Source organism: Paraprevotella xylaniphila YIT 11841 (assembly GCF_000205165.1).
Lineage (GTDB): Bacteria > Bacteroidota > Bacteroidia > Bacteroidales > Bacteroidaceae > Paraprevotella > Paraprevotella xylaniphila.
In genome coordinates this window covers 22233-35815 of record NZ_GL883805.1, presented here as the reverse complement: position 1 = coordinate 35815, position 13583 = coordinate 22233, and the positions used below count along the sequence as shown (strand labels likewise).

The following is a 13583-nucleotide window of genomic DNA, read 5'->3' as shown; positions in this document are numbered from 1 at the left end:
TTTTGGCCATATAAAGTGTAAGTAGATGGAAAATCAGGATTATTTACCATGAAAAAGTGCCGGAGAAACCGGCAAAATCAATCTGCGCCAAACGGAAAATCAATCTCAGGCAACTGATTTTCCGTTTGGCGCAGATTGATTGGTTACATTGATGAATGGTGTATAATATTGTTTAACAGTAAGTTATGAAAATATAACCGGCAAAATGGAGACCAAACCATATTGTCTTTATTTTTTTAGTTCTTCACGTAGACGGTCCAGGGCTTCCGTGGCCGAGCCGTATTGGTCGAGCAGGGTGACGAACCGGCTGCCGATGATGGCACCGGCGGCATGCTTTTGGGCAGATTCCAAAGTTTGCCGGTTGCTGATGCCGAAGCCGATCATGCGCGGATGGGTCAGTCCCATTTGGTTTACACGGTCGAAGTAGGCCTGTTTGGTGCGGTCGAACTCTTTTTGTGCACCGGTAGTGGCAGCCGACGATACCATGTAGATAAAACCGTCCGTGTGCCGGTCGATGAGACGGATACGCTCTTCGCTGGTTTCCGGCGTGATGAGCATGATGATTTTCAGCCCGTGGCGGTCGGCTATGGGTTTGAATGTTTCCATATAGTCCCGGAAGGGGAGGTCGGGGATGATGACCCCGTCTATCCCGCAGTCTGCACAGCTTTGGCAAAAGGCTTCGAAACCATAATGGAAGATGGGGTTGAGGTATCCCATCAGTATCAAGGGGATTTCCACGTCTTGCCGGATGTCTTTCAGCTCTTCGAAGAGGCGGTGCAGGCTCATGCCGTTTCGCAAGGCTTTCGTGGCAGCGTCTTGGATGACGGGGCCGTCGGCCATCGGGTCGCTGAAAGGGATGCCGATTTCCAGCATGTCTATGCCTCGTGCGGCCAATGTGCGGATGATGTTTGCCGTAGTTCCTGCCGTCGGGTGTCCGGCACAGAAATACAGGGAAAGGATGTTCTGTTTCTTCTCGTTGAATAGTTTGTTGATTCTGTTCATGATATATTGTATTTTAGTTCTCTGATATATTTTGTCCACGTAAATCTTTGATGAAATCGGAAAGGCGGCCTACGTCTTTCTGGGCCGTGGCCGTTTCAAAACGTGAGTTTAAGTCCACGCCCGCCCATGCGGGGTGTGAAAAGCTGCGAAGACGGTCCGTACTGTCCGGGCCGATGCCCCCGCTCAGGAAGAAGGGCGTATGTCCGTGGTAGTTTTGCAGGACATTCCAGTCGAACGTCCGGCCGCTGCCGCCGGCCGTGGGGCAACGCGTGTCGAAAAGGAAAAAGTCGCAATCCGCTTCGTAATCTTCGGTACGCGGGAACGGTTCGTCGGGAGCCACGCCGAAGGCTTTGATGATTTGCAGGGAATGGCCGGATTTCAGCCCCTCTTCTTTTATGCTTCGGCAGAACTCCGGTGTCTCATGCCCGTGCAGTTGCACGAGGTCGAGGCGGAAGGTTTTTATCCGTTCCTGTATATACCCGATTTCAGGGTTGACGAAAACGCCTACGCGACGGCAAGTCTCCGGCAGATAATCGGGGAGGCGGCTTACGTGGCGGCGGGAGCCCTCCCAGCAGATGAACCCCATCATGTCCGGCGTGAGGGCTTCCACTTGGCGGATGTTGTCCGCGTCGCGCATGCCGCATACTTTAATTAGGAATGGTTTCATCGTTCTACGCTTTGAATGAATGTTTTCAAGGCCGCCCCGGGGACAGGTTGCCGCATGAAGGTTTCGCCCACCAGGAAACCGCGAAAACCGGCATCCCGCAACCGGCGGACTGTGTCCGGTTCTGAAATTCCGCTTTCCGACACCCAAAGGAGGTCGTCCGGCAAGAGAGAGGCGATACGGAAGGAATTTTCCACGTCTGTGTGGAACGTCCCGAGATGGCGGTTGTTCACGCCCAACATGTCCGGACGTTCGGCAAGGTAGTCCAATTCCTTTTCCGTATGTATCTCCAACAGCACTTCCAGTCCTAAGTCATGGGCTTTCCGGGCCAAGCGTTCATAATTGGGTCGCGTCAGGGCAGCGGCAATCAGCAGCACGGCATCCGCTCCGGCTTGGCAGGCCTGGTAGAGTTGGTATTCATCAATGATGAACTCTTTGCGCAGGATGGGGGTGTCCGTCATCGGACGTGCTTGCCGTATGTAGTCCAGACAGCCGCCGAAATACTTCCCGTCGGTCAGTATGGAGAGGGCTGCGGCTCCGGCTGCGGTATATGCGGCCGGAATGACATCCGCCCGTCCTTCTTCTTTAATCCACCCTTTGGAAGGGGATTTTCGTTTGAATTCCGCGATGATGCCGGAACGCGAGGCTGCCAGGCTTTCGCGCATGGAGCGGTGCTTCCGTGCGTTGGTCATGCAGGCCGGTGCTTGGCCATGGCAGGCCGTTCCGTTGCGGGCGTTTCCCAATCTGTCTTCTACGAGGGCGAAGAGCTGTTCGGGAGGCAACTCTGCTTTCTCCCGTTCCACTTCCTTGCGTTTGTATGCCAATATTTCTTCTAATATGTCTTTCATAAGTTTTTACTGTTAAGTTCCACGTATGTTTTCAGGCAAGTCAGGGCGCGCCCGCTTTCCAATGATTCGCGGGCTATGGCGAGGCATTCGTTGATGTCCTTGTCCCGTTCGATGACTTTGATGGCAAAGGCCGCATTGGCCAATACCACGTTTTTCCGGTTTTCCGTGCAGCGGTTTTCGAGTACGCTGTTGAAAATTTCCGCAGCCTCGTCCGGGGTTGCACCACCGTAGAGTTCTTCCGGGCGGACGGTCGGCAGGCCGAGGTCGGCAGGCCGGAAGATTTTCTCCATGGTGTTGGTTTTGACTTTGAAATTACCCGTCAGCGAGATTTCGTCATATCCGTCTATGCTGTTCACGATACCGTAACCGATACCCAACTTCTCATACACGCTGCTGTACAGCCGCATTTGGTTCAGGTTGGCCACACCTAATAATTGATAGGCCGGGCGGCAAGGATTGACCAACGGACCGAGAAGGTTGAAACAGGTCGGTATCTGAAGCATTTTGCGTACGGGAGCCACGGCTTTCATCCCGTGGGCGAACAGCGGGGCATGCAGGTAGGCAAAGTTGCAAGCCTCCATGCTGCGACGTAGTCGGTTGCTGTCGGCTGTGAACTGCACGCCATGATGCTCCATGACATTGCTCGCTCCCGAAGTCGAGGTGGCGGCGTAGTTGCCGTGTTTGGCTACTTTGTAACCGGCTCCTGCCACTACGAAACAGGCGCAGGTGGAGATGTTGAACGTGTTTTTATTGTCACCGCCTGTCCCCACGATGTCAATGACCCGGTAAGGGGAGAAATCCACGGGTTGGCCGGTTTCTATAAGCCCGTCGCGCAGGCCGAGCACTTCGTCCACCTTGATGCCCCGCATAATCAGCCCGGTGAGCAAGGCGCTGATTTGCACGTCGTTGTATTCTCCGTCTGCAATATGACGGACAATCTGGCAGGTCTGTTCCCGGGTTAGAACCTCGCCGTTTGTAATTTTTGTGAGTATTTGTTTCATGTTTGTGATGTATTTAAGTTTTATTGGTATGTGGTTTGCAGGGGAATGGGTATAAAAAAGGAGGCCTGCCGTAAGTACGACAGGCCTCCATGTTTTCACATTGGTATGTGGTTGCTGATACATATAAGGCTATCTCCTCACGACTTTTCGGGTCTTGAGTTGCGCCACCACCAATATGTATTTTTGTTTAAGAACATTGTCTGTTTGGTTTCTTGTTTTGTTTTATGGTTGCAAATATAAAGAGAATTTCTTTGTATGCAAACAAAATCACAGTTTTTTCGGATGAAAAGCTGAATTTTATGCGTGTGGAGCATTAGTCATTGGCTTTTTCTTTTTGTCCAGTTCCTAACTTTTCCTTCACGGTTCTCCAGAACATCCGGTCTATTTTCTCATTTTCCAAAGGGTTTCTTACTACCAACACCTCGTTGTTTTCGTCCAAAAGGAAAGTGTGCAACATGGGATTGGAGGGCAGTTGGGGGTTGGTCCGGCGGAAGACGCCTGCGGTGTCCATGTAAATAGGCATCTTAGGCTTATAGTTCTTAACCATTACTTTGAGCAAATGTTGCTCGTTTGATGGAGGGGAAAAGATGAAATACAATTCCAAATTACCTTTGTGTGCTTTCGCTTTTTCTATAAAATCATCCCATTTGTGTAATTTCTGGAAGACACACGAAGTGCACACCGTGGAATCATGATATACGACTAATTTTAAAATAGGGGCAAAACTATCGTTCATATGGTTATGCAAACCTGTGCATAGAAGCTCCAAACTATCCGTGTTAAAAGAAACGGGAGCAGACATCAACCGTGTGACATCCTCTTGCATGCTTTGATCCTTTTTGGGATGGTGGGTGCATGATGCGTATAAGAGCGAGAGAATTATTACCGGAATAAATACTTTCATACAGCATTCGATGATGAATAAAATCTTTGTTTACGGGTACACGCACAAGATAGGGTTGGAGTCTTTAGAATAAGTCTCCTTGTCCAAGATTCCTTGTTCCACGAGTGTTTCTATATCCTTATAATATAAAATGGAAAAGACGTTCTCATTTAGATTATTATATTTCGGCAACGGAAATTTTATATTGAGCCGTTTGTTTTTCATTTTGGCATAATCGTATGTTTTGACATCTTTTGTTTCCTTGTCGTAAATTCCAATATGGGGACGGTTTTCATCATAGAACAAAATCATGGCATAATCTTTCCCGTCTATGAAGTATTTTACATCACATACGCTTTCAGCCTCAATCTTTTTTAATTGTGAGGGTGACCATTCTTTGATGTCTTTGAAGTCTATGGCTTTTCGTCCAAAGTCGAATTCATATAAGACAGAGACCTCTCCTTGGGTATTGACATTGTAAATATGGTTGTCAAGATGGCGTCGGTACAACACACCGTTTTCTGTTTTTTGAAAAGGGGATAATAAAGTGACATAGTTCTCGCCATAATCCTCGTTTGGGAAATGTTCGGCTATGATGTTGAAGTCCATGTCCGTCACATATAAATTATTCTCTTTCGGATAATCATTAACGAAATAAAAACGGTCATGGGAATATTCCATATTGGTGACTAAAAACGGAAGAGGCAATTCTTTCTGGTATTCTCCGGAGAAAGAGTATTGTTGAATCCTGTTTCTTTCGCATAAGACATAGATGCATTTATGTTTTTCGTCTATACTGAAGTCATGTAACTCCCGATATTCGCCATGTCCATTGCCTATATCACCAATTCGTTTGATGAAAGTTCCGTCCTTGGCGTTGAATGCGAACAAGCCTGTTGCCGTACGACAGTCCAAAACGAAGACGATTGAATCCGAAAAGGCCACTTTGTCAATCATTCCCACAGTGGAAGAATTGGTCAACTGTAATGGAATCAAGGCATAGTCTTGATGTAATGAAGCTATATCGAATGAATCGGGGCTTATTTCCGTGCAATTCCATACAAAGGAGGCTTCTCCTTGTCCTTTTTCTTTTGTGCAAGAATTAAGGAACAACATGTTGGCGAAAGAGCAAAAGAGTAATATTTTTCTAATATCCATGGCATCGAATTTAATAAGGTGTGAATTATACAATAAAGGTGAACTGTTTGCAGATTTCATGCAGACAGTTCTCTCGTCTTATGATTAATATTGTAAAACATAGTTTGTTCGTTATTATTTTGTCGGAAGAAGCTTGGCAAGCCATTTCTGTCTCAATCGTGTTATTTCAAATGGAAAACGAACAATGCGGCATCGCACGAGTCCTTTTGTGGCTTCCACTTGTCATAGTCGGTAGTGAGTATGTAGCCAATCAGCCCTTTGGCAGACTGCCATTGGGGAGCGAAAGGGATGAACTCCGAAGTGTCAGGGGTGATTATATGCTGTGTCCCTTTCTCCATGTCATAGAGCGAGTAGTAGTTTTTTCCCGCATGGAAGAACCTGTTGACGAGGTGGTTGTCCACGATGAAGAAGCCGGTGTTGAACGCTTTGCCTGATTCCGTGATGTCATAACTTGACTTTACGTCTTCTTCGGCTGCATTCTTGCCGAAATCTGTCCGGAACACCGGTTTCGGCCCTTCGGAAGTCCAACGGTAGATTGCGTTGGAGAACGGTGGAAAGATGTAGACCTCCCCGTTTTTATCCCGGACGAAGGAGATTTCATTATAAATCATGTCCAAACTCATTTCGGATGGCAGATAGCTTTGCTGTACTTCGCCCCGGTCGTTGGTATGCACGACGCGGTGCAAGTTGTCGGTGGCTGACAGGTTCAGGAAGAGGAAGCCGTCTTTGGCTTTTATGAAGTCCAGAGCCGGGAATCCATAACGGAATGACGACTTGTAGTTGAGTGTGGCATCATAGGCCAATATGCTTCTCGATTCAAAGTCCATTACGTACAGGAGGCTGTCGCCCAAAGCCAAAGTCCAAGCCGAGGCATACTCCCCGTTTCCGTGCCCCACGTTCCGGATGCGTCTGACGAAGTCGCCCGACGGGTATTTGAAGGCCCATACGGTGTTGGCTCTGTCTGCCACATAAGCCATGGTGTCCGAAATACATACGGTTTTGATGTCGCTCATGAAATAACCGTGGGTGTCCAACTCAATGGTATCGATATTTGATATGACGGCAGGACGCGGAATGGTTTTATTCTCGTAATCCTTGATGTGGATGGTAAGCAAGTCCCTTTCATTCGCGTCTTGATGGTTCTTGCATCCCAATAAGCTTAACAGGTATGGGGCGCAAAGTGTTATTGCTATGAGATAATGCTTTAAGTTCATGGTGCTTTGTATCTTTGTGCCAAATATATGTAGTAATAACTAAACTACAAATATTTGGCACATGATATAAATGGAAACATGTTGTAAAACATCATTTATGGACACAAGGTGTGATTGAGGAAATTTTCCACAATGGCTTGCCCATCCGGTGTGAGTACCGATTCCGGATGGAATTGTATGCCGTGGATGTCATGCTCGCGGTGGCGCAGTGCCATGATTTGTCCTTCTGGGCTGACCGCCGTCACTTCGAGGCAGGAAGGCAGATTGTCGCCCGACACCACCCAAGAGTGGTATCGTCCTACCGGGAATTGCTCGGGGATGCCTTGGAAAATATAGTCTTCTTCCGTCCGGAAACAAGGAGTCTGTACGCCGTGGAAGACATCGGACAGGTTGACGAGCCGTGCGCCAAAAGCCTGGCCGATGGCTTGATGGCCGAGGCATACGCCAAGTATCGGCTTTCGTCCGGCATAAGTACGGATAACATCCAATAACTGTCCTGCTTCTTCCGGTATGCCGGGGCCCGGACTTAAAACAATCTTGTCGTATGCCTCAATATCTTTCAAGTCGAATGCGTTGTTGCGCAACACCGTGGTTTCTGTGCCGGTTTCACGTATCAGATGATATAAATTGTAGGTAAAAGAATCGTAATTATCAATGATGACTGTTTTCATGATTTTGAATGTATGAGGAGGGGGTTACAAGCGTTCAGCCATTTGGATGGCATGGCGCAAAGCTCCCAGTTTGTTATTGACTTCCTGTAACTCGTAATCTTCGTCGCTCTTGGCCACAATGCCGCCTCCGGCTTGAAACCATAACTCGTTGTTACGGCTTACAAACGTACGAATGGTGATGGCTTGGTTCAGGGAACCGTCCAGTCCGAAGAACCCGATACAACCACCGTATGCTCCTCGGTTGTGCGGTTCCAGTTCGCTGATAAGTTGCATGGCGCGGACCTTGGGTGCACCGGAGAGCGTACCGGCCGGGAAGGTGTCGATGAACGTTTTGACGGAGTTTGTTTCGTTGTCCAACGTACCGCTTACACGGCTCACTAGATGGATGACATGGCTGTAATATTGCATGTCTTTGTAGAAATCCACTTTCACATCGTGGCAGTTCCGGCTCAGGTCATTCCGTGCCAAGTCTACCAACATGACGTGTTCGGCGTTTTCTTTCGGGTCGTTTTTCAGGTAGTTTGCATTTTGTGCATCCGTATCGGCGTTGCCGGTGCGTTTTGTCGTGCCTGCAATCGGGTCGATATAAGCGCGGCGGCCCTCTATGCGGCAATGTGTTTCAGGTGAGGAACCAAAAATGCGGAATCCCCCGAAGTCGAAATAAAACAGGTAGGGGCTGGGGTTGATGCTGCGCAGGGCGCGATAGAGCTTGAAGTCGTCGCCTTCATACCGTTGTACGAAACGGCGGCTCAATACGATTTGGAACACGTCGCCCCGCAAGCAGTGGGCGATGCCCTGGCGGATGTTGGCTTTATGCTCATCGTCCGTGAGCGTGCTGAAGGTTTCACCAACAGGATGGAAATCGTAGGTGGCGAAGTTGTGGTTCCGGATGACGCGTTCCAGTTCGTCGAGAGTATCCGGTTCATGGTTTTCCACCAGTTCGATTAGCGTCATGGTGTTGTTGAAATGGTCGAAAGCAATGACATACTTATATAAGATGTAAAGGATGTCCGGCGCGTCGTTCTTTTCCTGCATGCAATCTTTTATTTCTATGTGTTCGAAATACCGGACCGCATTGAAGGACGTGTAACCATAGAGGCCACAAAACTCTTTATTTTCGCCTGTCACGGTGAAGTGCGATAAAAAGTAGTTGAAAGCTTGTTCGACCGGATAGTTCCCGTTGATTTCACGGGTTTCCTGCGTGCCGTCCGGATATTGGGCGGTCACGGTGCCATGGCTGATGTCGATGCTAGCTATCGGGTTCAGGGCGATGAACGAACGGCTGTTGTCATGGCTATGGTAATCGGAACTCTCCATCAGGGCGCTTTGTGGATAAAGGTCGCGCACTTTCAGATAGGTGCTGACCGGTGTATGGAGGTCGCCGAGGATTTGTCGGCAAGCCGTGCTGTAATGAAATGTATTCATAGAGTTTCTTATGGATTTGTATGGGACATCTTATTCTTCTCAGTTATCGTCGCAGCGGTGGGCCAGATAGGTGTCTAAGTCTTTGTCGCCCCGTCCGCTGACCGTCAGCACGACCACATCCTCTTTCCTGAATTTCATTCGTGGGAGCATGCCGAGTGCGTGTGCTGATTCCAAGGCCGGAATGATACCCTCCAGGCGGGTGAGTTCGTATGCGGCCCGTAAAGCTTCTTCGTCGTTGACAGCCATGACTGTGGCCCGGTGTTCTTGTGCCAAGTTGGCATGTAACGGGCCGATACCCGGATAATCCAAACCGGCAGAGATGGAATAGGGCTCGATGATTTGCCCGTCTTCATCCTGCATGACCAACGTGCGGCTTCCATGGATGATGCCTAATGAACCGCAATGTATCGTGGCTGCGGTCTCTCCGCTGTCGATACCGTGGCCTCCGGCCTCGCCGAGGTATATTTTAACCCGTTCGTCGTCGATGTAGTGGTAGATGGTACCGGCGGCGTTCGACCCCCCACCGACGCAAGCCATCAGGTAATCCGGATAATCGCGTCCTTCTTTTTCCAAGAGCTGTTCCTTGATTTCACGGCTGATGACGCTTTGCAAGCGGGCCACCATGTCGGGATAGGGATGTGGTCCTACGGTGGAACCGATGATGTAGAAGGTGTCTTGCGGATGGCAGCACCAGTCGCGGATGGCCTCGTTCGTGGCATCTTTCAATGTCTTGTTACCACTTTCTACCGGATAAACCTCGGCGCCCAACATCTTCATACGTTCTACGTTGACGTGTTGCCTTGCCACGTCCGTCGCTCCCATGTAAACGCGGCAAGGCATGTTCATCAGGGCACAAACCGTAGCGGTGGCCACGCCGTGTTGGCCGGCACCGGTCTCGGCAATGATACGCGTTTTGCCCATTTTCCGTGCCAAAAGGATTTGTCCGATGGCATTATTGATTTTGTGAGCGCCGGTGTGGTTGAGGTCTTCCCGTTTCAAGTAGAGTCTGCAACCGTATTTTTCGCTCAGTCTCCGTGCATGGTAGAGAGGTGAGGGACGACCAACATAGTCTTTCAGCAGCGCATGGTATTCTTTGCGGAATGCTTCGCTCTCAAGGATGGGAAGATATGCCTTACGCAAATCTTCTACGGTTTTATGCAGAATCTCGGGGACGTATGCGCCGCCGAAATTACCGTAATAGCCTTCTTCATTTACATGATAAGTTTTCATTTTCATTTGTATTTTGGTCCGTTTGTTTGTTCTTGGGAAAAAGGGGATAAAAAAAGAGACCTGCCGTAAGTACGACAGGCCTCCATGTTTCTTTTAGGGTAAATGTGGGTAATACATATAAGGCTTGTTCCTCACGACTTTTCCGGTCTTGAGTTGCGCCACCACCAATATGTATTTTTATTTGAGAACATTGTTTTTACTTCTTTTATTTCTTCGTTTTCGTTTGCAAATATATATAGAATTCCTGAAACTGCAAATAAAATCTCGCTTTTTTAAAATAATTGTTATTCTTCTACCGTGAAATCGTACGCCTTGACATCCCCGTATTGGTTGACTGGCTTCTGTGACAGGTCTACCAAAATATATTCCCCAGGGAAGAGCGGGGTGAGCGGTGTAACGGCAAAGCCTAATCCCGGAAGGTTCTCAATGTTGAAAAGTCCTAATTCCACACGGGTATAATCGCAATCCTTGAATTCGGATGCAGGCAAATAGCGGAATCCTCGTCTTTCTTTCAGGCGGATTAAGGCATAATCGTTCAGGTCTTGTGTCTTTGGATATATGGCGAATTTGGGTTGGCGGCCGGTGGTTTGGCGGGCTTGTGCACCAGAGAAATACCTTTTTATCTTTCGTCCCACGTTAATACCCTGTATGTCCCAACCTTTTTTAAGTTCAGTTTGGCTGGTTATGACGTTCATAGGGAAGATAGAGTCTCCTACGAAAATGAATACCGTAGGGTCGGGTTGTTTCATTTGTGCCTGTACTTGTACGAGCAATCCGAATAACAGGAAAAGGGTTATTACTTTCTTCTTCATTTTTATGTCCTTATTAGTTTGAATGTGCAAAGGTAGGGATATAATAAAAGAAAATATAAGAAAGTCGCTTATTTTCTTTGAATGTGTTTGAAAAAGTATTAATTTTGTTTTTGACTCAGCCGGTTCATGAGGGACTGGCGGGCGTTTTATGGGAAAAGGGCGTTTACGGACGTAATCTTTAGGTCTCAAATCTCGCAAATTTGAATCCATCCTGAAAGATTAGGCAACGGGAAACGTCCACGTTGGATGTATTGTATTTACTTGGAGGATATTGCTCCGAGTCTATATGATATATTATGGCGTGGGCTGGCTGCGTTGCCTATCCTGAGGGATGGAGGCAATGCGAGAGCCTGAGACCATGGGATAGGCGAAAGTACCTCCCTACGCCTTTTTCATGTCCAACCTTTTAAAAGAGAAAGAGTATATCCATTTGGGGAGGACGGAAATCTAAGTGGTATGAAAACAAAAAGACAAAGAATTGGGCTTGGGACGTACTTAACGGCCTGTATGGTTGTGCTACTCTGTGCAGCGTGCGGATACGTTTTTATAGGGGAGGCAGGGCAGTCGTGGTACGAACGAACTTTTGGCATGGTAGATTCATGAGTAAAGACTTTAATACTTATATCTAATGAAAAAGATGTTTTTGATGGCGGCTTTGTGTTCTGCCGCCGCGCTTCAGGCGCAAGATTACTATGTAGTGACCGGTGATAATGTCAATGTACGCAGCCAGCCGGTCACAGGAAAGGTTGTGGGCAAGGTAAGTTCTGTAAACAGCTTTACGGGGTGGGATGCGGGCAACGGTTGGGTGAATTTCCGTATCCCGTCCGTGTCGGGTGCCATATCTGACAAGTTTGTCCGCAAAGTGGCGCTTCGTGATTTTTCCCGTTCGATGTTGGGGGAATATATGGGGAAAGCGCCAAAGCCTGTATCATATAGCATGGGTACGCTTTCCGCACGGGAAGGGTATGTGGTGTTGCAGGTTACCGATTACACCGAACCCGATGGAGGGAACGGTCAGAGGGGACACATGAGCCATGTTTATGCAGGCATACCCAATAAGGATGGTATCAGCTTTACGCATTATCTCTATCCTTATTCCGAGGATAAATCCCTGACGGAACAAATGGCCGAAGCCGGGGCTTTGGAACAACCTTATGACTTTGTGGTGACGGAAGAAGGCAAGTTGCGTGCTTGCGACCGGGTGTTGGAGTTGCAAAAGAGCGCGGGAAGCCAAGGGGCTAAAATGACGGAACGCGACATCTACATGTTGAAAGGGAATGTCAAGCAGGCAAGGCTGATCCGGGTCTATCCCGAGAATATGATGAAGTCGCTGCAGGAAGAGGAGAATGGCAACCATCCGCTTTGCAATTTCAGCAACGTCATGCGCTTTTCGCCGGACGGGAGGATAACCTACTACGAGGGGAAGAAATCCACTGTGGGAAAATTGGAACAGGTGGATTCGTTCACTTATACTTATAATGGCAAAAAGGTATCTGTGGACGGAAAACGTTACGGCCAACCCTTTCAAGCCGCTTACACTCGTGAGGCAGGCGAATTCGGTATCCGTTACGAGGGGAATTTCAGGGCCGGAGAATTATCTGCAGGACTTATAGACTGCCAATACGCAGTAAATATGGATGGTGTGCCGTTCCATGTCATGTATGGCAGCACGATGCCGCCGTTTGTAGCATACGGGAATGGAGAGGGCTACGAGGCGACTTTCCGTTACGGGGAAAATTCCACGTTGCCGGAATCCATGGATTTCTCGTTTGATTATGGGGGTGACAGTTGGAACTACGACGGTTGTGAAATCCGTGCGGTGAAGACAGATGAGCATGGAAACTGGACCGAACGTATGGTGTATGTGGACGGCCAACCTATATTTAAGGAGGTACAGACGATAGTTTATTACTAAGTCCTTTTGGTGCCGGTAACTTCAATGGGGCAAACCGCGATACTTTTGTGTTTCCGGTTTGCCCCATTGGAGTTTTGGTCACTCGAAAAGTCGTATTTTTCCCCCGTCCGAACCGGCATATTTCTTTAACAACCCCTGCATGTACTCCGCACAGGCTAGCACTTGTTCGCGGTTGCCGTCGTATCCGTTGACCAATGCCAATAGATGGGTGGTGGACAAGGTGAGTTTGGTGCGTTCATGGTCGCTTGTGGGGGTACCGATTCCGCCTTGGCTGTCGCGGTAAACCGGCAGTCCGGCGATGTTCAACGGGCCTTTCCCGATGCCTTCGTAAGCTTCCCCTTCGCGCCCGATGCCCAAAACGAGCGTGTCGCCGACTATTTTTCCGGCATCGAATCCGCCGATGGAGTAACCGTATGCAATGGAAGCCAGATTGATTAAATCCACAGCCGTGTCTATTTGGTATAAGTCCAATCCCCGCAGCATGCGGCGCACCAAAGCTTCCGACGAAGGGCGGTAACGGCTCGGGTCTTTTCCACGGCGTTTATACACGGAGCGGGTGGCTTGTATGGGAGGCATTTCCTTGATGGATTCCGTGGTGTGTTTCCTGCAATAATCGGTTTGGAACGCCTTGATTTCCTCCCATAGCGGAGCGGAGTAGGGCGTATTGATGATGTGTGCTTCCAAGGCAACACCTACAAACTTCGGACATACCGTCCGGATGTCTTCCGAAACTAAAATATTCATCATCTTTCTGTCTTTT

At 48.6% G+C, this 13583-nt stretch carries 13 protein-coding genes; 1 reads left to right on the top strand and 12 read right to left on the bottom strand.

Going from position 1 to position 13583, the window contains the following annotated elements:
- Window positions 1-228: 228 nt before the first annotated feature.
- From trpA to HMPREF9442_RS00105, 11 genes are all read right to left on the bottom strand, one after another.
- Window positions 229-1002 carry a tryptophan synthase subunit alpha gene (gene trpA, locus HMPREF9442_RS00155; RefSeq protein WP_172634367.1) on the bottom strand — a complete coding sequence of 258 codons (774 nt, stop codon included), beginning with the start codon at window positions 1000-1002 and terminating at the stop codon, window positions 229-231.
- Between the two features lie 13 nt (window positions 1003-1015).
- Window positions 1016-1669, bottom strand: coding sequence for a phosphoribosylanthranilate isomerase (locus HMPREF9442_RS00150; RefSeq protein WP_040602399.1), 654 nt, complete (start codon window positions 1667-1669; stop codon window positions 1016-1018).
- Window positions 1666-2514: an indole-3-glycerol phosphate synthase TrpC gene (trpC, locus tag HMPREF9442_RS00145; protein ID WP_008623957.1), complete on the bottom strand. Its 849-nt coding sequence runs from the start codon at window positions 2512-2514 to the stop codon at window positions 1666-1668. The genes HMPREF9442_RS00150 and trpC overlap by 4 nt, the downstream gene beginning before the upstream one ends.
- Window positions 2511-3515 carry an anthranilate phosphoribosyltransferase gene (trpD, locus tag HMPREF9442_RS00140; RefSeq protein WP_172634366.1) on the bottom strand — a complete coding sequence of 335 codons (1005 nt, stop codon included), beginning with the start codon at window positions 3513-3515 and terminating at the stop codon, window positions 2511-2513. The genes trpC and trpD overlap by 4 nt, the downstream gene beginning before the upstream one ends.
- A 313-nt stretch (window positions 3516-3828) precedes the next feature.
- Window positions 3829-4062: a hypothetical protein gene (locus HMPREF9442_RS00135; RefSeq protein WP_253270966.1), complete on the bottom strand. Its 234-nt coding sequence runs from the start codon at window positions 4060-4062 to the stop codon at window positions 3829-3831.
- Window positions 4063-4449: 387 nt separating this feature from the next.
- Window positions 4450-5556 (bottom strand): DUF4934 domain-containing protein, encoded by a 1107-nt coding sequence (locus HMPREF9442_RS00130; protein ID WP_157183514.1) that lies wholly within the window; start codon window positions 5554-5556, stop codon window positions 4450-4452.
- Between the two features lie 161 nt (window positions 5557-5717).
- Complete coding sequence (locus tag HMPREF9442_RS00125; RefSeq protein ID WP_008623953.1) at window positions 5718-6770, bottom strand: DUF4934 domain-containing protein; 1053 nt, start codon at window positions 6768-6770, stop codon at window positions 5718-5720.
- 95 nt (window positions 6771-6865) lie between these two features.
- Window positions 6866-7441, bottom strand: coding sequence for an anthranilate synthase component II (locus HMPREF9442_RS00120; protein ID WP_008623951.1), 576 nt, complete (start codon window positions 7439-7441; stop codon window positions 6866-6868).
- 24 nt (window positions 7442-7465) lie between these two features.
- Window positions 7466-8866, bottom strand: a complete 1401-nt coding sequence (locus HMPREF9442_RS00115) for an anthranilate synthase component I family protein (RefSeq protein ID WP_008623949.1) — start codon at window positions 8864-8866, stop codon at window positions 7466-7468.
- A gap of 39 nt (window positions 8867-8905) precedes the next feature.
- Window positions 8906-10096 (bottom strand): tryptophan synthase subunit beta, encoded by a 1191-nt coding sequence (trpB, locus tag HMPREF9442_RS00110; protein WP_172604637.1) that lies wholly within the window; start codon window positions 10094-10096, stop codon window positions 8906-8908.
- A 284-nt stretch (window positions 10097-10380) separates the two neighbouring features.
- Window positions 10381-10908 carry a hypothetical protein gene (locus HMPREF9442_RS00105; protein ID WP_040602394.1) on the bottom strand — a complete coding sequence of 176 codons (528 nt, stop codon included), beginning with the start codon at window positions 10906-10908 and terminating at the stop codon, window positions 10381-10383.
- Window positions 10909-11536: 628 nt separating this feature from the next.
- Here HMPREF9442_RS00105 and HMPREF9442_RS00100 point away from each other — a divergent pair.
- Window positions 11537-12823 (top strand): SH3 domain-containing protein, encoded by a 1287-nt coding sequence (locus HMPREF9442_RS00100; RefSeq protein WP_008623931.1) that lies wholly within the window; start codon window positions 11537-11539, stop codon window positions 12821-12823.
- 78 nt (window positions 12824-12901) lie between these two features.
- Here the strand turns inward: HMPREF9442_RS00100 and HMPREF9442_RS00095 are convergent, their stop codons facing one another.
- The gene (locus tag HMPREF9442_RS00095) at window positions 12902-13570 is read right to left on the bottom strand and encodes a B3/B4 domain-containing protein (protein WP_008623930.1); all 669 of its coding nucleotides are present in this window, start codon (window positions 13568-13570) and stop codon (window positions 12902-12904) included.
- Window positions 13571-13583 lie beyond the last annotated feature (13 nt).

Excerpts from the sequence above, each read along its gene's own strand:
- HMPREF9442_RS00135 (WP_253270966.1), bottom strand. The coding sequence starts at position 4,062 with ATGGTTAAGAACTATAAGCCTAAGATGCCTATTTACATGGACACCGCA.
- HMPREF9442_RS00120 (WP_008623951.1), bottom strand. The coding sequence starts at position 7,441 with ATGAAAACAGTCATCATTGATAATTACGATTCTTTTACCTACAATTTA.
- HMPREF9442_RS00130 (WP_157183514.1), bottom strand. The coding sequence starts at position 5,556 with ATGGATATTAGAAAAATATTACTCTTTTGCTCTTTCGCCAACATGTTG.
- trpC (WP_008623957.1), bottom strand. The coding sequence starts at position 2,514 with ATGAAAGACATATTAGAAGAAATATTGGCATACAAACGCAAGGAAGTG.
- HMPREF9442_RS00115 (WP_008623949.1), bottom strand. The coding sequence starts at position 8,866 with ATGAATACATTTCATTACAGCACGGCTTGCCGACAAATCCTCGGCGAC.
- trpA (WP_172634367.1), bottom strand. The coding sequence starts at position 1,002 with ATGAACAGAATCAACAAACTATTCAACGAGAAGAAACAGAACATCCTT.
- HMPREF9442_RS00095 (WP_008623930.1), bottom strand. The coding sequence starts at position 13,570 with ATGATGAATATTTTAGTTTCGGAAGACATCCGGACGGTATGTCCGAAG.
- HMPREF9442_RS00105 (WP_040602394.1), bottom strand. The coding sequence starts at position 10,908 with ATGAAGAAGAAAGTAATAACCCTTTTCCTGTTATTCGGATTGCTCGTA.
- HMPREF9442_RS00125 (WP_008623953.1), bottom strand. The coding sequence starts at position 6,770 with ATGAACTTAAAGCATTATCTCATAGCAATAACACTTTGCGCCCCATAC.
- trpD (WP_172634366.1), bottom strand. The coding sequence starts at position 3,515 with ATGAAACAAATACTCACAAAAATTACAAACGGCGAGGTTCTAACCCGG.
- trpB (WP_172604637.1), bottom strand. The coding sequence starts at position 10,096 with ATGAAAACTTATCATGTAAATGAAGAAGGCTATTACGGTAATTTCGGC.
- HMPREF9442_RS00150 (WP_040602399.1), bottom strand. The coding sequence starts at position 1,669 with ATGAAACCATTCCTAATTAAAGTATGCGGCATGCGCGACGCGGACAAC.
- HMPREF9442_RS00100 (WP_008623931.1), top strand. The coding sequence starts at position 11,537 with ATGAAAAAGATGTTTTTGATGGCGGCTTTGTGTTCTGCCGCCGCGCTT.